Here is a 20,622-nt window from a genome sequence, read left to right as displayed (position 1 = left end):
ATCAAGCCTGCACCAACGTCGAATCAGAGCCGACCTGACGTGCCAGATCCTTGCGGTAGCGGTTCAGTTCCTGCACGGTCTCGAACGAGCTCCCCATCAGCAGCGACATATTGTGCAAGATGCGCGAGCTGACCTTGTGCTCCCATTCCTTGTCGAAACGAATCTGCGTATCCAGCCAGTTTTCCAGCCAGCCGGGCGATGGCAGCTTGGACTGCACGGTATCTTCGGGGAACATGGCTTTGTTCACGTGCAAGTTGGTGGGATGCAGCGCCTGAGCGGTGCGATGGGCCGAAGCCATCAGAACGCCAATCTTGGAGAAAGCCAGACGGGCTTGCAGGCCAAATTCCTGGCCCTTGTGCACCAGGGCACGCTTCATGTAGCGCAAGTAAGCACCGGCGTGACGAGCCTCGTCCTGAGCCACGATCTTGTAGATGGCCTTGATCACCGGCTCGGTATGCCAGTCGGCAGCACGGCGGTACCAGTGGTTCAGGCGCACTTCGCCGCAAAAGTGCAGCATCAGCGTTTCCATGGCCGGGGCCGGATCGAAGTCAAAACGCACCTTGTGCAGTTCTTCTTCGGTAGGCATCAGCTCGGGGCGGAAACGGCGCAGGTATTCGATCAGAACCAGCGAGTGCTTTTGTTCTTCAAAGAACCACACGGACATAAAGGCGCAAAAATCGCTGTCATCTTTATTGTCACGCAGGAACATTTCGGTAGCAGGCAAGGCTGCCCACTCGGTAATGGCGTTCATTTTGATGGTGTAGGCTTGCTCGTCTGTAAGCTTGCTGCCATCAAAGTCATCCCACGGTATGTCATGCGCAAAATTCCAGCGCACCGCTTCCATGGATTTAAATAAGTCATGGTAAAGCATAACGATTCCTAAAAAGAATCAAGCGGTTCCTTGAGGGCGGCCATTCACCGTCCGGAAGGCGCCGGAAAGCGCCAGCTTAGCAATCAGCTGGCGGACCTGCGTCTATCGTAGAACCTGCAGTTATCAGAAATATGTCAGCCACAAAAAAACTGACGCGTTGCGGGGTCGTCACACTTATCGCCCCACCAAAGCCCAGATGGCCACCCCGACCGCAACCGCCAATACAGCACATAAGGCAGTCAATAATCGGTTGGTCTGCTGCTGCGACTGGCGCAGCAGCTTGAGTTCCTGGTTCAACGCCTGCCCTGTCTCTGGCCTATTCAAAGCGGAATACACCAGACGCGGAAGCTGCGGCATGATCTGGGCCCACTGCCCTGCTTCCTGTTTCAAACGCGAATAAAAGCCCGATGGACCAATACGCTGGTACATCCACTTTTCCAGATAAGGTTTGGCGGTATCCCACAGATCCAGCTCCGGATCCAGATCCCGCCCCATCCCTTCCACATTCAGAAGGGTTTTCTGCAGCAGCACCAGCTGCGGCTGAATTTCTACATTGAACCGGCGCGAGGTCTGGAACAGGCGCAACAGCACTTGCCCCAGGGAGATCTCGGACAAGGGCCGATCAAAATACGGTTCACATACCGCGCGTACCGAGCCTTCCAGCTCCTCTTCACGGGTTTCAGGTGGCACCCAGCCGGACTCGATGTGCAATTGAGCCACCCGGCGGTAATCGCGCCGGAAAAAAGCCAGGAAGTTTTGCGCCAGATAGTTTTTGTCGAACTCGGACAGCGAACCCACAATGCCAAAGTCCAGGGCAATATAACGGCCCAAGCTCTCCGGTGCATCCGAGACATAAATATTGCCGGGGTGCATGTCGGCATGGAAAAAACCGTCGGTAAACACCTGGGTGAAGAAAATTTCTACCCCTTTGCGGGCCAGATCCTTCAAATCCACATTGGCGGCGCGCAGGCGATCAATCTGGTTGACCGGGATGCCCTTCATGCGGTCCATGGTGAACACGGTCGAGGCGCAATAGTCCCAATGCACTTCAGGCACGATCAACAGCTGGGTACGCTCTACATCTTTGGTGAAGTTGCGGCGTAGCTGACTGCAGTTGGAGGCTTCGCGTATCAGGTCCAGCTCGTCGTTCAGGTACTTGTCGAACTCGGCCACCACTTCGCGCGGTTTCAGGCGACGGGCATCCGGGCCCAGCCGTTCCATGAACGCAGCCAGCACGCGCATCAGACGCAAGTCTTTATGGATGACCTCGCGCATGCCAGGGCGCAACACCTTCACGGCTACTTCGCGGCCATTATGCAGCTCGGCAAAGTGAACCTGCGCAATCGACGCCGAAGCGATGGGTTCGCGATCAAACTTCTGGAACAGTTCGTAAGGCGAAGCACCCAGGGCCTTCTGAATTGTGGCTTCCGCCACCTCCGAAGGGAATGGCGGCACGCGGTCCTGCAGCAACGCCAGTTGCTCGGCAATATCCAGCGGGATCAAATCCCGGCGAGTGGAGAGCACCTGGCCGAATTTAACGAAGATGGGCCCCAGACTTTCCAGGGCCAACCGTAAACGTACGCCACGTGGCAGCTTGGGTTTGCGACCCAGGCGCACAATGCGCAACATACGTGATGCCCAAGGGTGGCGGATGCTCGATAGCACCAGCTCGTCCAGGCGATAACGGAATACAACCAGCAAAATGGTCAGCAGACGACACAAGGAGAACATGCTCAGGACTCCCGCCGACGCGCGTCAAGACGTTTCAAACGCTGGTCCAGTTCGTCCAGGCGTTGGACCAAACCAGCCGATTGCTCGCGCATCCGTTCCAGTTCGGGGCGGGTAACCAGCAAGGCGCTTTCTTCAGTCAGGTATTCGCTGGCATTACCTGCCAGACGCTGGCCCAGATCCCTTAACCCGGAAAAGGCCCGACGCGCCCCGCTGAACAGGCGCACCGCCATGACATCACCCACGATTCTGGCCAGATCGTGTTCGGCATCCCAGCGCAGATTGGCCGCCAGGTCCGACACCAGATTGGCCAGGCCGGCCTCGCCTTGCACATGCATTAACTGGGCGACACGACTGAAATCGCCATCTTGAAGAATTTGTGGCAGTTCAGGCAGCTTGTCCTGAGGCAGTGTCAACGTGACATCCGGCACGACGGCAGGATGGCCTTGCTCCAGCTTTCCTTGAGAGCTGATGGTGTAGACCAGTTGCAAACGGCCCACAATCAGCGACACGGTTTTGCCTGCATGGCTGCACAAACGCTCACGCGCCCAATCCTCGCGATCAAGCAAGGCATTGAGCAAACGCACGCCCACGGCGCCAGGTTCTAGGAATGAAGGGATACCAAGCATGTCCATGCAAGTCTACTGCCGGGGCGAGTAAACCAGTCCAATTAAAACAGCCAGTTTAACCCGACACAGACACGGCCGGATGTACAGGGCGACAGGAACACGGGCAGATGGGATCACAGCGAAACGGGTGCGCTCATAACAGAACAGCCGCCTGGGTAAGAAGGCGGCTGTCTGTATAGATAGAGATCAAGCGTTGGGGTCAACCGGGATCTGCTGAATACCAGCCAGCAGCCAGCCTGCGCCGTCGGCCTTGAACAGATTCCAGACTTCCTCAAAGCGGAAAGCCTCTGCACCCACTTCTTCACGCAGCATACCGGAGTAGCGCACGCTGGCCAGGTGGCCGTCGGCTACTTTTTCGATACCCAGCAGCTCTGCATTGAGCAGTACCACTTGAGTCACGTTCTCGCCTTGGCGCTGAGCGATTTGAGGAGCGGCTTCCTTGAGCAGGTCGTCGGTCAGGAAGGTACGCAGTTGTTCCACGTCGCCCTTGTCCCACAGTTTCTGGATTTCCACGAACTGGGTCTTGGCATTGGCCAGGAACGTAGGCGTGTCGAAATCACCGGGGATGAACCAGCTTTCGTCTACAGGCGGCGCTGGAACAGCGGCGGCGGCAGCAGGCTGAGCAGCTGGAGCGGCAGCAGGCATAGGGGCTGGCGCAGCTTGGGGCTGCTTCCATGGGCTGGGAGCAGGATCAGCATTGCGCATCATGGACTGGCCACCGGCCTGTTGCATGGCAGGACGAGCGGCCGAGCCACGCAGACGACGCACGATGAACAGAACGGCGAAGATCACCAGACCGATCAGCAAGAGGCTGGACATCATTTCCAGGAAAGCACCGCCCAGACCCATGCTGGACAGCAAGGCGGCAATACCCAGACCAGCGGCGATGCCGGCGATCGGGCCCAGGAAGCGGGACATGCCCGACTTGGCAGCGGTACCAGCCGCAGCCGTACCGGCAGCAGCGGCACCCGCAGCAGGCGTAGCCGAGCGAGTCGCGTTATTCGCTGCAGCAGGAGGCGTCGCTGCCGAGCGGTTGCTGGTGATGTTGGAGGATTGGCGGCCAAAACTGGAGCCACCACCCATGCGTCGTGCTTCCGCATCATAAGAAACGGTCAGCAAGGCGCCGGTGCTAAAAGCCAATACAGCGGCCATGAAATAACGAGAAAGCCGTCCAGACATAGTCACAAACTCCTGACCAGAACAAGCGTTTAACACACAGGGTTTTGACGCCCCCGGCCATGCCATCCCAGTCGATTATTCAAGAAAACTTACGATAAGCTGAACATTAACATGACAAGTTCTCATGCACCATGTTTTTTTTACCGTTCATTACAGACAAAAAACGAACGGCACCTAAAGGTGCCGCTGTATATAGAGAGGGAACGCCCGGCATCAATCCAGGCGGATGCCTTCATGCAGCGCGGCCACGCCGGCTGTCAGATTGAAATACTGCACGCGCTCCAGGCCCACTTCGCGCATCATGTCGGCCAGGGTTTCCTGATCGGGGTGCATGCGAATGGATTCAGCCAGATAGCGGTAGCTTTCCTCGTCCTTGGCCACAAACTTGCCAATACGGGGCAGGATATTGAAGGAATACCAGTCATACGGGGCCTGCAAGGGCTTGGCCACGCGGGAAAACTCCAGCACCAGCAATTTGCCGCCCGGACGCAACACCCGCTTCATTTCAGCCAGCGCGCGGTCTTTGTGCGTCATATTGCGCAAACCAAAGGCCACCGAGACACGATCAAAATAGCCGTCAGGAAAAGGCAGGTGCTCGGCATCACAGACCGTAACGGGCGTGATGATGCCCTTGTCCTGCAGACGATCACGACCCACGCGCAACATGGAACTATTGATATCGGTATGCCAGACCTCGCCGTCCGCACCAGCCTGACGCGCAAAAGTCTTGGTCAAATCACCCGTACCCGCGGCAATATCCAGCACTTTCATGCCGGGACGCACTGCTGCGCGACCGATCGTGAAGGCTTTCCAGATACGGTGCAGGCCGCCCGACATCAGATCGTTCATAATGTCGTAGTTGTTAGCCACCGAATGAAAAACCTGGGCTACTTTGCCCGCTTTTTCGTTTTCGGCCACGGTTTGAAAACCGAAGTGCGTATCGGCGTTCTGGGCGGAGGAGGTTTGAGGACGCTGTTTTTCCATAGTGCATAATCGTAACGCAGATTTCCCGGTACAGAAACGAAAATCCGGCTCGCTGGGTGCTCCCCTTTTTTACACGTTCACAAACCTGAAACATTAACGCCATATGATGGCGCTATTACGTGCAGTCAGGGATTTGAAGCGCCTGCCGTATTGCCCTTGAGCCGCCTGATGGCAACAGCAGGCCCCGCGCCCAAGCACAATACAGACAGCCAGCCTGACCCTCTATTATTTTTTATCGGACCAGTCTGAAGCTAACAATGAGTACAAGCATATTAGTCGTGGAAGATGAGCCTGCGATCCAGGAACTGATCTCTGTCAATCTGTCTTTTGCCGGCCATAAAGTGCTGCGCGCCTTCGATGCCGAACAAGCCCAGATCCTCATTCGCGCGGAACTGCCTGATTTGATTCTGGTGGACTGGATGCTGCCCGGCTCCTCGGGCATCAATCTGGCCCGCAAACTGCGCTCGGACGAACGTACCCGTCATATTCCGGTCATCATGCTGACCGCCAAAGGCTCGGAACAGGACAAGGTCGATGGCCTGGAAGCCGGTGCGGACGATTACATCACCAAGCCTTTCTCGCCCAAAGAACTGATTGCCCGCATCAAGGCCGTGTTGCGCCGCCGCGCTCCCCAGCTAACTGACGATGTGATCTCCATTGGCAACCTGCAGTTGGACCCCAGCACGCACCGTCTGTCCAGCCAGGGCATGGCGCTGACCATCGGGCCTACCGAGTTCCGTCTGCTGCATTTCTTCATGACACACACCGAACGCGTATTCACCCGCTCCCAGTTGCTGGACCAGGTGTGGGGCGACCACGTATTTGTGGAAGAACGTACAGTAGACGTGCACATTCGTCGCTTGCGCAAGGCGCTGGAACCGAGCGGACACGACAAACATATTGAAACGATTCGTGGCTCGGGCTATCGTTTTGCCCTTTCCCCACTGGAAAAGGCGCCGACCGCCTGATCCCATGTTCAGCATATTTACGTCTATTGTTATCTGGGCCCTGTTGGGCAGCTTGATCGGCTGGTGGCTAGGGCCATTCACCGGTCTGGCCTTGTTTTGTGGTGGCCTGTTATTGCTGGTTGTCATCAGCACCCTGCAGCTTTCCCGCGTTGAACGCTGGACCCGCAACCTGAATGATCCTCCGCCCCCCGCGGTTGGCCCCTGGGACGCCATTCTGGCTCCCATCTACCGCCAACTGCGCCGTGATCGCCAGGAAATTCAGGATCTGAATCGTTACGTAGACGGCATCATGATGGCCGCCGAGGCCCTGCCCGACGGTGCCATTACCCTGAATGGGGAGATGGAACTGCAATGGTGCAACCAGACCGCCTGTGAGCACATAGGCCTGAATCTGGCCACGGACCGCCATCACAGCATCTTCAATATCCTGCGCGAACCCGAGTTTTCTCGTTACGCCCGTCAGCCTCAATGGGATGGACCTTTGCTGCTGCATCTGAGCAAAGACGGACGTGAGCGCTCCTTGCTGCTGCAATTAACCCCTTATGGCCTGGGCCAGTTCCTGATCGTGACGCGTGATGTCACCCAGGTGGAAATGCTGGAGACCACCCGCAAGGACTTTGTGGCCAATGTCTCCCATGAACTGCGCACACCACTTACCGTCTTGCTGGGTTTTCTGGAAACTCTGCAGGACATGCCGCCCGAAAGCTTGCCTTTGGAACAGCGTCAACGCTACGAGCAGATGATGCTGGAGCAGACCCGCCACATGCAGTCGATTGTGTCCGACTTGCTGACCTTATCCACGCTGGAATCCTCACCCACAGTGGAAGGGGAGACAGTACAGGTCAGCCAGTTGATTGAAAGCGCGCTGAAACAAGGCGAGGCTATTTCTGGCGGCCAGCATAGCTTTGTCACAGATCTGGACCCTCGCATTGCCATTCAGGGCATGGAAACCGAACTGAGCTCGGCTGTCTCCAACCTGATTACCAACGCGGTGCGCTATACCCCAAAGGATGGCACCATCACCGTGCGCTGGTATCTGAATGACAATGGTGAGGCCTGTTATTCGGTGCAAGACACGGGCATCGGTATTGCCGCCCAGGATATTCCCCGCCTGACCGAACGCTTTTACCGCGTAGACAAGGGCCGTTCCCGCTCCACTGGCGGTACGGGTCTGGGCCTGGCCATCACCAAACACATCATCGTGCGACATAACGCCGACCTGCAAATCCAGAGCCGTCTGGGTGTGGGCAGCGTGTTTATGTTGCGTTTCCCCAAGAGCCGGGTTCGACTCCAGGACAGCTAGAACATGTGGGGCCATATTGGCCCTACAATAAACGGCTCTGAAGACCACGTTGGCGGCCTTATGCCGCACAGGAGCCAAGCATGTCCCATACCAACGAGCTGCGCCCTTTCCACCTGGCTTTTCCGGTCCATGATCTGGCCGTTGCACGCCAGTTCTACGGACAGACACTGGGCTGTCCCGAAGGCCGATCCTCGGATCAGTGGATTGACTTCAACTTCTACGGCCACCAGATCGTGGCTCATCTGGCCCCTTCAGAGTGTGGCAGCAACGCCACCAGCGCGGTGGATGCCCATAATGTGCCCGTGCGCCACTTTGGCGTCGTGCTGGACATGCCCACCTGGCAGACCCTGGCTGACAAGCTGGTTGCCGCTGGCACCAAATTCGTTATCGAACCTTATATCCGTTTCAAGGGCGAGCCCGGCGAACAGGCCACCATGTTCTTCATGGACCCTTCGGGCAACGCCTTGGAGTTCAAGGCCTTCAATAGCCTGGATTCGCTTTTCGCCAAATAAAGATGCACAAATCCTGGCAACTTAACGAGCAAGGCGACCGCTGTCTGCTAGTGCAGTTCAGCGGCACGCTTTCTCTGGACACCGGTTTGCGCTGTACTCGCGCCGCCCGCTTGCTGCGCGACCACGCCCCCGCCTGTGTCCGTGATCTGGTCCCCAGCTTTACCGCAGTCGCCATCCACTTTTACCCGGATGGCAGCAGCGACCAGCTTGCTCGTTTGCACGACTATGTTCATCAAGCCCTGGCCGAGCTGGATGCCAGCCAGGACCAGGCCGCTCCCGGCGCACTGGTAGATGTTCCCGTGTGCTACGGCGGCCTCTTCGGTCCGGACCTGCCTGCCATTGCCGAGCAATTGGGGCTAAGCCAGGAACAAGTCATCGAACTGCACAGCAGCCAGGTGCAACTGGTATTCATGGTGGGCTTTGCCCCCGGCGCTCCCTATATGGGCATCTTGCCCGAGCAACTGAATGTGCCGCGCCGCGCCACACCACGTACCGTGCTGCCCAAAGGCTCGGTCGCCATTGCGAACCAGCAAACCATTATTTACCCCAACGAATCCCCCGGCGGCTGGCATCTGATTGGCCGCTCGCCGGTTAATTTATTCGATGCCCGGCGCTCGCCCGCCGCCCTGCTCGCCCCCGGCGACCAAGTGCGCTTTGTGCCTCTGCCTCACGAGCAGTTTGATCACTGGACACCCGCATGACGGTGCATATCCTCAAACCAGGCATGATGAGCAGCCTGCAAGACCGAGGCCGTTATGGACATCAGCACCTGGGGGTTTCGCCCAGCGGTGCCATGGACGAACGTGCCCACCGACTGGCCCATTTGCTGGCAGGCAATGCCGCAGAGCAGGATCTGGCCAGCCTGGAAATCACGGTGCAAGGCCCCAGCCTGAGCTTTGCAGAACCCGCCCTGTTTGTCCTGACGGGCGCGGACATGAACGCCAGCCTGGACGGCCAGCCCGTGGCGGTCCTGCGCCCTACTCTGGCGCGTGCCGGACAAACCCTGACGATGCAGTCCGCCAAACCCGGCCAAGGTGCCCGTAGCTACCTGTCTGTTTACGGCGGCTTTCAGGTCGAATCCTTGCTGGGCAGTCAAAGCACGCATATGCGAGTCGGTTTGGGCGGCTTTGAAGGCCGCGCCTTGAAGAAAGGCGACCAGATCGCATTGGCTCGACCACTACCCAATGACGAAACGACCTTGAACCGTCTGCAAGCCGAGCTGGATGAGCTGCGCATTTACATGCCCGCCGCCCTGGCCCTGGCTCCACGGGAACGCCTGCGCGTCATGCTGGATCAGGCCGATTTGTTTACCGACGAATCACTGGAACTGTTCCAAAGCCAAAACTACCGCATCAGCCCGGCTTCAGAACGCATGGGCTATCGCCTGGAAGGCCAGCCCTTGCAGCGCAAGTCGCCAAAAGAACTGCTGTCCGCCCCCACCTGCTTTGGCACGATTCAAGTCCCCAACGATGGCCAGCCCATTGTGTTGATGGCAGACCGGCAAACTACAGGCGGCTATCCACGCATCGGACAAGTCATCAGCGTGGATCTGGCTCAAGTTGCCCAGCGCTTGCCCGGTCAGAATCTGAGTTTTGAAGTGGTGACGGTAGAACAGGCCCATGCACTGGCTGCCCGTCAGGAGCAGGCTTTTGCACGTCTGAATGACAGCCTGGAACCTTTGCGGCAGGCTCTAAAACAGTGTGTGGCATAGAGCGTGTTAAGACACCACCGTACTAACGGGCATCTGGCCTTATCGCACATTCGTATGGCCAAACAGGCCATCAGGCCGCAAAGGCAGTAAGGCGGCTTGAACCAATCCCCCATGACGAACTCAGGAGCAAACACCCACTGCTCTTGGCTCCCAGGCTCAATACGGCTCCAACGACAGCCACCACATTCAAGCCCCAATAAAAAACACCTCGCTTTTTCAAGCGAGGTGTTTTCATTTGGTCTGACGCAAGACAGCGAATGCCGTGCGCCGTCCATAGACTTACAAAAACAGCTTGTAAGCCGGGTTATCCGTTTCGTCCCAGTGCGGGTAACCCAGATTGCCCAGGAAAGCCTTGAATTCCTTTTTATCGGAAGGCGGCACCTGGATTCCAATCAGAATACGACCGTAGTCATCACCCTGATTCCGGTAGTGGAACAAGCTGATATTCCAGTCCTGGTTCATGCTGGACAGGAATTTACGCAAAGCACCGGGGCGCTCTGGAAACTCGAACCGCAGCAGGACTTCGTCCGTAGCCTGGCTGGACACCCCACCCACCATATGACGTACGTGGGTCTTGGCCAGTTCGTTGCCCGTCAGGTTCAAGGTACCAAAGCCTTTCTTCACGAAACGCTCTTCCAGCTTTTCGATCTCCGCTTCCGAGGAAATCGACATACCCACAAAGACATGCGCCTTTTCAGGATTGGACATGCGGTAGTTGAACTCCGTCACCGAGCGAGTGCCCAGGGCATCGCACAGGCGGCGGAAGCTGCCTTTTGCCTCGGGGATCGTCAGGGCGAACAAAGCTTCACGAGCCTGACCCACATCTGCACGATCCGCCACCATGCGCATACGGTCAAAGTTCATGTTCGCGCCGGACGTGACCGCAATCAGGGTCTTGTTCTTGAGCTTGTTTTGAGCAGCGTAGCGCTTGGCACCCGCCAAAGCCAGGGCACCCGCCGGTTCCAGCACGCTACGCGAGTCCTGAAACACATCTTTGATAGCCGCACAAATCGCGTCCGTATCCACGATGACAAAATCATCCACATACTGACGCACCAGACGGAAAGTTTCGGAGCCCACCTGCTTGACGGCAGTACCGTCAGAGAACAGGCCCACGTCCGACAAATTCACACGACGCCCGGCCTTGATACTGCGCACCATGGCACAGGAATCTTCGGTCTGTACGCCGATCACTTTGATTTCAGGACGCAAGGACTTGATGTATGTGGCCACGCCCGCCGCCAGACCGCCGCCGCCAATCGCGACAAAGACCGCTTCAATCGGACCGGGGTGCTGTTGCAGAATTTCCATGGCCACGGTGCCCTGCCCGGCAATCACATCAGGATCGTCAAAAGGGTGCACAAAAGTCAGGCCTTCGTTCTTTTGCAGTTCCAGAGCGTGCTGGTAGGAATCCGAATAGCTCTCGCCCACCAGGACCACTTCGCCGCCCAGATTACGTACACCATCAATTTTCACTTGCGGGGTGGTGGTTGGCATGACGATAACGGCACGGCAACCCAGCTTGCGCGCTGCCATGGCCACGCCTTGCGCGTGGTTACCCGCCGAAGCGGCCAATACACCCCGTTTTAATTCCGCGGCCGACAGATTGGCCATCTTGTTATAGGCACCGCGCAGCTTGAAGCTAAAAACAGGTTGATAGTCTTCGCGCTTGAGCAGGACCGTGTTACTAATTCGTGCCGATACCTGGGGAGCGGGTTCAAGTGGTGTTTCGATGGCAACATCGTACACTTTCGAGGTCAGAATGCGCTTTAGGTAATCGTTCGACATGACTCAGCTTTTAATAACAACCGGTTTTGCCACCAAGGCCAGCCGCAGGCCCCTGCCTGAGACCGCTCACCGGAAAAGAAAAACAGAATACCATAGGCGGATGCCCTAACTGGCGTCCATTATTCCCTACAAAACCCGTCCACTTTACTTATGCAAGCCTGGATCTCTGATCTTATTTCGTGGCTCTTGGCCGCCCTCTCTCTGCCCGAAGTGGGCTTGAGCGCCATTTTCATCATCAGCCTGGTCTCGGCTACCCTGCTCCCCCTGGGTTCGGAACCCGCCGTATTCGCCTATATCAATCTGGCTCCACATATGTTCTGGCCCGCCGTGCTGGTTGCCACTGTGGGTAATACGGCAGGTGGGGCCATCAGCTATGCCATGGGTCTGGGCGCCGAGAAAGCCTACGAAGCCTGGCGCGAGAAGCACCCGCAACACACAGAAGACGGCGCAACTCCCAAGAACAAGGCAGCAGGCCGCTGGCACGAGCTGGGGCAGCGCTGGCTGACCCGCATGGGACCGCCCGCCCTGCTCTTGTCCTGGCTACCCGTGGTAGGCGACCCCCTGTGTGCCGTAGCCGGTTGGCTACGCCTGCCATTTTGGCCCAGCGTGTTTTACATGGCGGTGGGAAAACTGGCGCGCTATATCACCATGACCGCTGGTCTGCTGTGGATTTTCCCCAAATTGGGTTGGTAATTTGCAGCAAACTGGCCGCAAACGCCCCCTTAACCCTGACTTGGCCCTGTAGTAAGGGGGCAGCCCGGCTACGATTCGTATACACTTGTCTTTTGCCTATCTGCTCCTCGCTGAGCCGCCCTTGACGGGCCTTGCCAACTATCGCCATGAACGCCCCCATTGCAAGCAAGCACCTGGCTGCCCAGGCACGCAACAACGACACGCCGCGCCTGCGTGAAATCCCCTACAACTACACTTCGTACTCAGACCGGGAAATTATCCTGCGACTGCTGGGTGAAGAGGCCTGGGAAAAGCTGTCCGAGCTACGCTCCGAACGCCGCACCGGCCGCTCCGCACGCATGTTGTTTGAAGTGCTGGGTGATATCTGGGTCGTCAAGCGCAACCCCTATCTGCAGGACGATCTGCTGGACAATCCCAAGCGCCAGCATCAACTGATCGAGGCCCTGAACCATCGCTTGAACGAGATTGACCAGCGCCGCGACAGCGCCGTGCCCGATCGCGATGCCAAGGTTCTGCGCCTGTTGCACGCTGCTCGGGGTGCAGTAGCCGCGTTTGAACAAGAATTTACCGATACCCGCGAGTTGCGTCAGAAAATTGTGCGCTCCCTGTCGCGCCTGACCGCCAAGGACAACATCAAGTTTGATGGCCTGTCGCGCGTCTCGCACGTGACAGACGCCACCGACTGGCGTGTGGAATATCCCTTTGTCGTGCTCACCCCCGATCACGAAAACGAGATGGCCGCACTGGTGCGCGCCTGTATCGAACTGAAGCTGACCATCATCCCGCGTGGGGGTGGTACCGGTTACACCGGCGGTGCCATTCCACTTAGCTGGCGCTCGGTTGTCATCAACACCGAAAAGCTGGATGCCATTGGCAAGCCTGAACAAACCACGTTGCCCGGCATGTCCGAGCCCGTCACCACCATTCTGACGGGTGCTGGCGTAGTGACTCGTCGTGTGGCTGACGCTGCCGAAGCCGCCGGTGCCGTGTTTGCGGTAGACCCGACCTCGGCCGATGCCTCCTGTGTGGGCGGCAATATCGCCATGAACGCAGGCGGCAAGAAAGCCGTGCTGTGGGGTACTGCACTGGATAACCTCGCCTGGTGGCGCATGGTCGATGCCCAGGGCAACTGGCTGGAAGTGACCCGTCTTGAACACAATATGGGCAAGATCCACGACGTGGAAATGGCCCACTTTGAAGTAAAATGGTTTGATGGCCGTTACGCTCCCGGCGCGCAGTTGCTGCGCAGCGAAACCCTGCACATTGAGGGGCGGCGCTTTCGCAAGGAAGGCCTGGGTAAAGACGTTACCGACAAATTCCTGGCAGGTTTACCCGGTATTCAGAAAGAAGGCTGTGATGGCCTGATCACGCAGGCCCGCTGGGTGCTGCACCGCATGCCGGCGCATACACGCACCGTCTGTATGGAATTTTTCGGCCAGGCCAAACAGGCCGTGCCCTCCATTGTGGAAGTCATTGACTACCTGAACGGCGAAGGCAAGCGCATCGGCGCCATTCTGGCCGGTCTGGAACACCTGGACGAACGCTATCTGCGTGCGGTGGGCTATGCCACCAAGAGCAAGCGCGACGGCCTGCCCAAGATGGTCCTGATTGGCGACATCGTGGGCGACGATCCCGATGCCGTGGCCACAGCTGCCTCTGAAGTGGTGCGTCTGGCCAATGGCCGCTCCGGTGAAGGTTTTGTAGCCGTCAGCGCTGAAGCCCGCAAGAAGTTCTGGGCCGACCGCTCCCGCACCGCCGCCATTGCCCGTCACACCAACGCCTTCAAGATCAACGAAGACGTGGTGATCCCCCTGCGCCGCATGGGTGAGTACACCGAAGAAATCGAACGTATCAATATTGAACTGTCTACGGACAACAAGCTGCGCTTGACCCGTGAACTGGAAGACTTCCTGCAAGGCGATCTGCCCGTAGGCAAGATCGAAGATCACAACGACGCCGAGCACACACGCGAAGAGATTCTGGACGAGCGCCGTCACGACGCCCTGCAGATCGTGCGCGATGTGCGCCAGCGCTGGCAGTGGCTGCAGGACAATCTGGACAAGCCGCTGAAAGACTCGCAAGCTGATCTGGCCGAGATTGGTGTGCCGCTGGATAGCGCCGCGATCGAGGCCCGTCTGCAAGAAGACCCGAACACCTCGATTTTCCAGCTGCTGCAAGATCACACGATCCGCACCTCCTGGAAGAGCGAGATCCGCGAAAACCTGGAACATATTTTCCCCGGCGCCGACTGCGCAGCCGTGCTGACCGAACTGCAAGCCATTCATGACCGTGTGCTGAAAAGCCGTGTGTTTGTGGCGCTGCACATGCACGCCGGTGACGGTAACGTACACACCAACATCCCCGTGAACTCGGACGACTACGGCATGCTGCAACAAGCCAATGTCACCGTAGCCCGCATCATGCAAATCGCGCGCGGTCTGGACGGCGTGATTTCCGGTGAGCACGGTATTGGCCTGACCAAGTACGAGTTCCTGACGCAGGAGGAGCTGGATCCCTTCCAGAACTACAAGCGCGAAGTGGACCCGAACAACCACTTCAACGCTGGCAAGCTGATGCCCGGTGCGGACTTGAGCCGCGCCTGGACCCCCAGCTTCAACCTGCTGGGCCACGAATCGCTGATCATGCAACGCAGCGAAATCGGCTCCATCTCCCATGCCATCAAGGATTGCTTGCGTTGCGGCAAGTGCAAACCGGTCTGTGCCACCCACGTGCCACGCGCCAACCTGCTGTACTCGCCCCGCAACAAGATCCTGGCCACCTCCCTGCTGATCGAAGCCTTCCTGTACGAAGAGCAAACACGTCGCGGGATCAGCCTGAAGCATTGGGAAGAGTTTGAAGACGTAGGCGACCACTGCACCTTGTGCCACAAGTGCTACAACCCCTGTCCGGTGGACATCGACTTTGGCGATGTGTCCATGGAAATGCGCTCCTTACTGAACCGCATGGGCAAGAAGTCCTTCAATCCGGGCTCGGCTGCGGCCATGTTCTTCCTGAACGCCAAGGACCCGCGCGTCATCAAGGCCACTCGTACCGCCATGATTGAAGTGGGCTATAAGGCCCAGCGTGCGGTGCACAATCTGCTGGCTGTCCCTGCTCGCAAACAGGTCAGCGCTCCCCCTGCCACCATCGGCAAGGCACCAATCCGCGAACAGGTCATCCACTTCATCAACCGCAAGATGCCCGGCGGCCTGCCCAAGCAGACTGCCCGTAAATTGCTGGATATCGAGAACTCGGATTACGTACCTATCATCCGTAACCCTGAAGCCACCTCCGTGGATTCGGAAGCCGTGTTCTACTTCCCCGGCTGTGGTTCGGAGCGTCTGTTCTCGCAAGTGGGTCTGGCTACTCAAGCCATGCTCTGGCATGTCGGCGTGCAGACGGTTCTGCCTCCTGGCTACCTGTGCTGTGGCTACCCACAGCGCGGCAGCGGTCAAAGCGACAAGGCCGAGAAAATCATTACCGATAATCGCGTGCTGTTCCACCGCATGGCCACCACCTTGAACTACCTGGATATCAAAACCGTGGTGGTCAGCTGTGGTACCTGTTACGACCAGTTGGCAGGCTATGAATTCGACAAGATCTTCCCTGGCTGCCGCCTGATCGACATCCACGAATACCTGCTGGAAAAAGGCTTGAAGCTGGAAGACGTGCAAGGCGTGCGCTACATGTACCACGACCCTTGCCACAGCCCCATGAAGCTGCAAGACCCCATGAAAACGGTCAAATCCCTGGTGGGCGACAGCACCATCAAGGCAGACCGCTGCTGTGGCGAGTCGGGCACGCTGGCGGTGTCGCGTCCGGATATTTCCACGCAAATCCGTTTCCGCAAGCACGAAGAACTGCAAAAGAACCAGGACACCGTCCGTGCCGATGGTTTCCAGGGCGAAGTCAAAGTGCTGACCTCCTGTCCGTCCTGCCTGCAAGGTTTGTCCCGCTACGAGGACGAAACCAAGATGGATGCGGATTACATCGTGGTGGAAATGGCCAAGCACATGCTGGGCGAGAACTGGATGGCGGACTACGTACGCCGTGCCAACGACGGTGGTATTGAGCGCGTTCTGGTGTAAACCATACGCATCACTCCCCCTGAACAGGCCGGCTTTATGTCGGCCTGTTTTGTAAGGGGTGAGCAAGTATCTTTTACCGCTGGACTGCTCCAGGATAAAAATGCCCCTTGGTGGGGAGAAAGCTCAGCGTGATCGCTATTCATCGCCAGGCCCTCCCCCAGAAGCGCCACTCGGATAGCAATAAAGCAAAGGGGCTGCGCGGAGATTTTTCTGCGGAGCAGCCCAAGGAAACTCCCTTAGGGACGAATGAAGTCCCAACCGCAGTATGGAAGCTTTTTCAGAATAGGTGTCTTTATGTCTGTTGATGATCCATTGCTAAACAGCCTGCAGGCCCTGCTCCGCAGCGAACGCACTGCGTCTTTGGGCACACTCAGCAATCAGGGCTTGCCGGTGGTCTCTCGCGTCCCTTTTGCGATCTGCCCCGAACAAGCCAGCATCATCATCCACATCAGCGAAATGGCGGCTCACACCCGTTATTTGCTGCAACGTCCCGATGCCAGCCTGATGGTCAGCCAAAGCGAGCATGGCCAGGATGCTGTCCATGACTTGCCCCGCGTCACCTTCCAAATGAAGGCCCGCAAACTGGAGCGCGAGCAGCCCGACTGGGAACAGGCCAAAGGAGCCTATACCGCCCGTTTTCCCGATATGGAATTTCTAAGCAGCTTTACGGACTTTCATTTCTTCGCTCTGGATCTGGTCAGGGTGCGCCATATTGCCGGGTTTGCGGCGGCACGAACCTTGAAACCTGAGCTAGTGCGTGCCTTGCTGGCAGAGCCTGTGGCCGGTTGAAGTCCCCGAGTTCGCAATCGCAGCAAGCCTTGGAAGCGCTGGATCTGTGCTCCAGCCTTCACCACGTCAAAGCACCTTAATACAACGACAAACAGGTAAGCCTTCGCCCCTTACAAGCCCCGGCCTGCACCCAAAATGTTGCAGACCCTGCAACAAAGTCGTCACCAACTGATTTCCAGACAAAGAAAACAGATCACTCATTAAACGCCTTTCTGACCAGAGAAATCGCCACTCCTTCTCCTTGCCCTTCCGGTGCACTCGTCCGTTTTCGTGTGTTTCAAACGCCAAGCATGACAAAACGTAAATTTGGCCGCTATAAGATTCAACAGCTACGACGTTAAATGGCACGCAAGGACTCGACAACACGACCTCGCAACACGTTGCCGCCACACAGAGAAAATCACCCAGGAGAGGGAGAGATGTCGAACAAGAAACGCAGCACCTATGTGCTGGTGCAGATGGCCTTGCTGAGCCTGACTTTACCTGGCCTTGCCCATGCGCAAGCAGACAGCTCATTGGAGCAATGGCGTACTAAAGAATACAAACGCCAGCCTGGCCTGGACATGATCAATGCGGCCAAAGCCTACTCGCTGGGCTTTACGGGCAAGGGCGTGACGGTCGGCTATCTGGACTCGGGAATTGAAGCCAAACACCCGGAGTTTGCGGGTGCCATTGCGGGCGGCTTTGACTTCAACACGGATACCCCCTATGCCAACGGCCAAGGCATAGACGCCGATCCTCCAGCAGGTCATGGCAGCCACGTTGCGGGCATTATTGGCGCACGTCGCGACGGCAAAGGCATGCACGGTGTCGCCTTCAACAGTCAGCTCTTTGCGGTCGCCTACGATGCGAGAGAAGACGATGATGATGACATGCTTGGCAACGATCCTTATGAACCGGACCCACGCGAACAAGCCGCCGCATTTGACCGCGTTGCCTCCCGAGGCTGGAACTATCTGGCACAGTTCAAACTGCCCATCATCAACAGCAGCCTGGGCGTCAATGGTTGCAACGATGCCAGTTCCCCACCACCTTGCAATGTCTTGGACTATGGCTCGCCTGAAGGCGTACTGGATTGGCAGCCACTGGCGATCGAGGCTTTCCATAACAGCGTAGACGCAGGCTCCCTGATGGTCTTTGCCACCGGCAATGAATCACAGGACCACCCTGACCTGCTGGCAGGCTCCCCCTACTGGTTTCCTGAACTGAAAGATAACTGGCTGGCCGTGACGGCTCTGGGCGAGGATGGATCTTTAGCCTCCTATGCGAACAAGTGCGGCGTAGCAGCCGAGTGGTGTCTGGCCGCCCCCGGTGGTGACGACAATCCAGGGATTAATTCGGTCCAATCCTCTGGCGGCTATGTCGCCTTTAGCGGCACCTCCATGGCCTCACCGCACGTCGCGGGCGGTGCTGCGCTAGTGAAGGAAGCCTTCCCCTACTTCACGGCGTATCACCTGCAGCAGACCTTGCTGACCACCGCCACTGACCTGGGCGACCCCAGCGTTTTTGGCTGGGGCCTGATGAATATAGGCAAGGCCGTACAAGGACCCGGGCAATTCACCCGCCTGTTCGATGTAGACACGCTAGGCTACAACTCCACCTTTGCCAATGACATCAGTGGCACTGGCGGCCTGCATAAGCGCGGTTCCGGCTCCCTGGAGCTGACGGGCAATAACAGCTATACCGGCGACACCACCGTCAGCGGCGGTCGTCTGGCCGTCAATGGCACCTTGGCTTCTGCGGTCACAGTGGAACGCGAAGGCACCTTGGGGGGTGCCGGTACAGTCGCTCAAGTCGATAACTACGGCACCCTGGCTCCAGGTAATTCGGTTGGCACCTTGACCGTCAGCGGTGACTACACCGCCCATGCCGGTTCGGTGCATGAGCTGGAAGTTGGCCCTGCAGGTGCCACCGATCGTTTAGTAGTAGGTGGTGCCGCCCATATCGACGGCACGCTGAAACTGGCCGGCGGCCCTTTTCGCCAGAACGTAGCCTATTCCTTTCTGGATGCGGCCAATGGTGTGACTGGTCAATACAGTCACATCACTTATGACATGGCTTTCCTGTCGCCCACACTGCTTTATGGCCCCAGCCTGTCCTTGCTGATCAAGCGCAATGACACGCCGTTTGCCACCTTTGCCAATACGGGGAACCAGAAAGCCGTGGCCAACGCGCTGGATACCGGCTCGGATCAACCGCCAGCCGCGATGGCTGAACTGTATGACACGGTGCTCAATGCCCAGTCTGGCAGTGTGGCAGGCTATATGGAACAGCTACAAGGTCAGATCCATGCAGGAACTACTTCGGCTCTGCTGAGCAACAGCGACCTGCTGCCCCGCACCCTGGGTAAACAAGCCTCAGGCGCACGTAATACAAACGGCAAAGACACCGTCTTGTGGGCCGAAGTGATTCACCAACAACGCGATCTGGACGGTGACGACAACAGCCAGGATGTTCGTCATAAGGTGGGCGGCCTGTTCCTGGGTGGCGATACCGCCATCGGCGAACAAGGCTGGCGCATGGGTGCCTCTCTGGGCTACCTGGAAAACCGCATCAAGCTGGATGACCGCCGTCAGACCTCACGCAGCAACAGCTACAGCGCCGCCCTGTACGGAACGCGAGCTTGGGAAATGGGTTCGGGTAGTCTGAATCTACTGGCAGGTGGTGCTTACACCCGCCATAGCCTGGACAGCGAACGCTCGATTTCGATTCACCAAAGTGAAACGCTGAAGGCTGATTACAAAGCGCACAGCATCCAGGCCTTTGCCCAACTGGGTTACCGCGTGCCCGTCAGCCCCCACTCCAGCGTAGAACCATACGCCAGCGTGAACTGGCACCAGTTGCGTCACGGCTCCTTTAGCGAATCGGGTGGTCAGGCAGCTTTGCGCGGAGACTCACAACGCCAGAACCTGAGCACCGTGACGCTGGGTCTGCGTGGCACCACGGAACTGGATCTGTCCAAAACCACGCTGTCCTTGAGTGCCGGTTTAGGCTGGCGTCATGTCCTGGGCGACACCACCCCCGAACGTGAACTGGCCTTTGCCGCACTGCCCGGCAGCAACTTCCGCATCAGCGGCGCGCCTATCGCCAAAAATGCTGCTGTCGCCGAATTGGGCGCTGAACTGAAAGCCGGCAAAAGCACCTCCTTTGGCTTGAACTACCAGGGTCAGTTTGGTCGTAATCAGGACCATGCTGGCTCGCTATTCATGAAGGTGCGCTTCTGATTTAAGGCCCCGAGGCGGGGTTGGCGTTCCGCCGATCCCGCGGCAGGCATAACAGACGGCCATCAAGAATCCCTGCGATGCGCGTGCATGGCAGGGGCCCCACAAGAACACGATCTCGACAATACAGCAGCCCATAACTGCCGGATTAAACGGCT

Annotated in this window: 15 protein-coding genes; 9 read left to right on the top strand and 6 right to left on the bottom strand. The window is 57.8% G+C overall.

Annotated features, from left to right (window positions below; translation table 11 throughout):
- Position 1: 1 nt before the first annotated feature.
- From KOE80_RS11485 to ubiE, 5 genes are all read right to left on the bottom strand, one after another.
- Entirely contained in the window at positions 2–871 is an 870-nt protein-coding gene (locus KOE80_RS11485) for a ferritin (protein ID WP_026484472.1), read from the bottom strand.
- A 174-nt stretch (positions 872–1,045) separates the two neighbouring features.
- Entirely contained in the window at positions 1,046–2,602 is a 1,557-nt protein-coding gene (gene ubiB, locus KOE80_RS11480; RefSeq protein ID WP_022983639.1) for a ubiquinone biosynthesis regulatory protein kinase UbiB, read from the bottom strand.
- 2 nt (positions 2,603–2,604) lie between these two features.
- Positions 2,605–3,234, bottom strand: a complete 630-nt coding sequence (locus KOE80_RS11475; protein WP_226349180.1) for an SCP2 domain-containing protein — start codon at positions 3,232–3,234, stop codon at positions 2,605–2,607.
- A gap of 180 nt (positions 3,235–3,414) precedes the next feature.
- A complete protein-coding gene (locus KOE80_RS11470; protein WP_026484475.1) occupies positions 3,415–4,407 on the bottom strand; it encodes a Tim44 domain-containing protein in 993 nt (330 codons plus the stop codon).
- A 213-nt stretch (positions 4,408–4,620) separates the two neighbouring features.
- A complete protein-coding gene (gene ubiE, locus KOE80_RS11465; RefSeq protein WP_026484476.1) occupies positions 4,621–5,391 on the bottom strand; it encodes a bifunctional demethylmenaquinone methyltransferase/2-methoxy-6-polyprenyl-1,4-benzoquinol methylase UbiE in 771 nt (256 codons plus the stop codon).
- A gap of 257 nt (positions 5,392–5,648) precedes the next feature.
- On the opposite strand from ubiE, the gene phoB reads away from it, so the two are divergent.
- The 5 genes from phoB to KOE80_RS11440 all read left to right on the top strand — a co-directional run bounded on the left by phoB (position 5,649) and on the right by KOE80_RS11440 (position 9,885).
- The gene (phoB, locus tag KOE80_RS11460; protein ID WP_035270329.1) at positions 5,649–6,359 is read left to right on the top strand and encodes a phosphate regulon transcriptional regulator PhoB; all 711 of its coding nucleotides are present in this window, start codon (positions 5,649–5,651) and stop codon (positions 6,357–6,359) included.
- A gap of 4 nt (positions 6,360–6,363) precedes the next feature.
- A complete protein-coding gene (gene phoR / locus KOE80_RS11455; RefSeq protein ID WP_009458690.1) occupies positions 6,364–7,662 on the top strand; it encodes a phosphate regulon sensor histidine kinase PhoR in 1,299 nt (432 codons plus the stop codon).
- Between the two features lie 80 nt (positions 7,663–7,742).
- Positions 7,743–8,174, top strand: coding sequence for a VOC family protein (locus KOE80_RS11450; RefSeq protein ID WP_022983640.1), 432 nt, complete (start codon positions 7,743–7,745; stop codon positions 8,172–8,174).
- A 2-nt stretch (positions 8,175–8,176) separates the two neighbouring features.
- Positions 8,177–8,875: a 5-oxoprolinase subunit PxpB gene (gene pxpB, locus KOE80_RS11445; protein WP_035270325.1), complete on the top strand. Its 699-nt coding sequence runs from the start codon at positions 8,177–8,179 to the stop codon at positions 8,873–8,875.
- Complete coding sequence (locus tag KOE80_RS11440; RefSeq protein WP_226349179.1) at positions 8,872–9,885, top strand: biotin-dependent carboxyltransferase family protein; 1,014 nt, start codon at positions 8,872–8,874, stop codon at positions 9,883–9,885. Before pxpB ends, KOE80_RS11440 begins: the two co-directional genes overlap by 4 nt.
- A gap of 279 nt (positions 9,886–10,164) precedes the next feature.
- Here KOE80_RS11440 and ilvA read toward each other — a convergent pair whose 3' ends face one another.
- Positions 10,165–11,673 (bottom strand): threonine ammonia-lyase, biosynthetic, encoded by a 1,509-nt coding sequence (ilvA, locus tag KOE80_RS11435; protein WP_035270321.1) that lies wholly within the window; start codon positions 11,671–11,673, stop codon positions 10,165–10,167.
- Between the two features lie 150 nt (positions 11,674–11,823).
- Here ilvA and KOE80_RS11430 point away from each other — a divergent pair, with 150 nt between their 5' ends.
- The 4 genes from KOE80_RS11430 (at position 11,824) to KOE80_RS11415 (ending at position 20,467) form a co-directional block, all read left to right on the top strand.
- Complete coding sequence (locus KOE80_RS11430) at positions 11,824–12,366, top strand: YqaA family protein (RefSeq protein WP_035270318.1); 543 nt, start codon at positions 11,824–11,826, stop codon at positions 12,364–12,366.
- A 146-nt stretch (positions 12,367–12,512) separates the two neighbouring features.
- Positions 12,513–16,454: a DUF3683 domain-containing protein gene (locus tag KOE80_RS11425; protein ID WP_226349178.1), complete on the top strand. Its 3,942-nt coding sequence runs from the start codon at positions 12,513–12,515 to the stop codon at positions 16,452–16,454.
- A gap of 294 nt (positions 16,455–16,748) precedes the next feature.
- Positions 16,749–17,243, top strand: a complete 495-nt coding sequence (locus KOE80_RS11420; protein ID WP_226349177.1) for a HugZ family protein — start codon at positions 16,749–16,751, stop codon at positions 17,241–17,243.
- A gap of 419 nt (positions 17,244–17,662) precedes the next feature.
- Entirely contained in the window at positions 17,663–20,467 is a 2,805-nt protein-coding gene (locus KOE80_RS11415; protein WP_226349176.1) for an autotransporter domain-containing protein, read from the top strand.
- The last annotated feature ends 155 nt before the right edge of the window (positions 20,468–20,622 follow it).

The organism is Alcaligenes sp. 13f (genome assembly GCF_020496585.1).
GTDB lineage: Bacteria > Pseudomonadota > Gammaproteobacteria > Burkholderiales > Burkholderiaceae_B > Alcaligenes > Alcaligenes phenolicus.
Note: the sequence above shows the minus strand (reverse complement) of the source record. Positions and strands in the feature narration are given on the sequence as shown.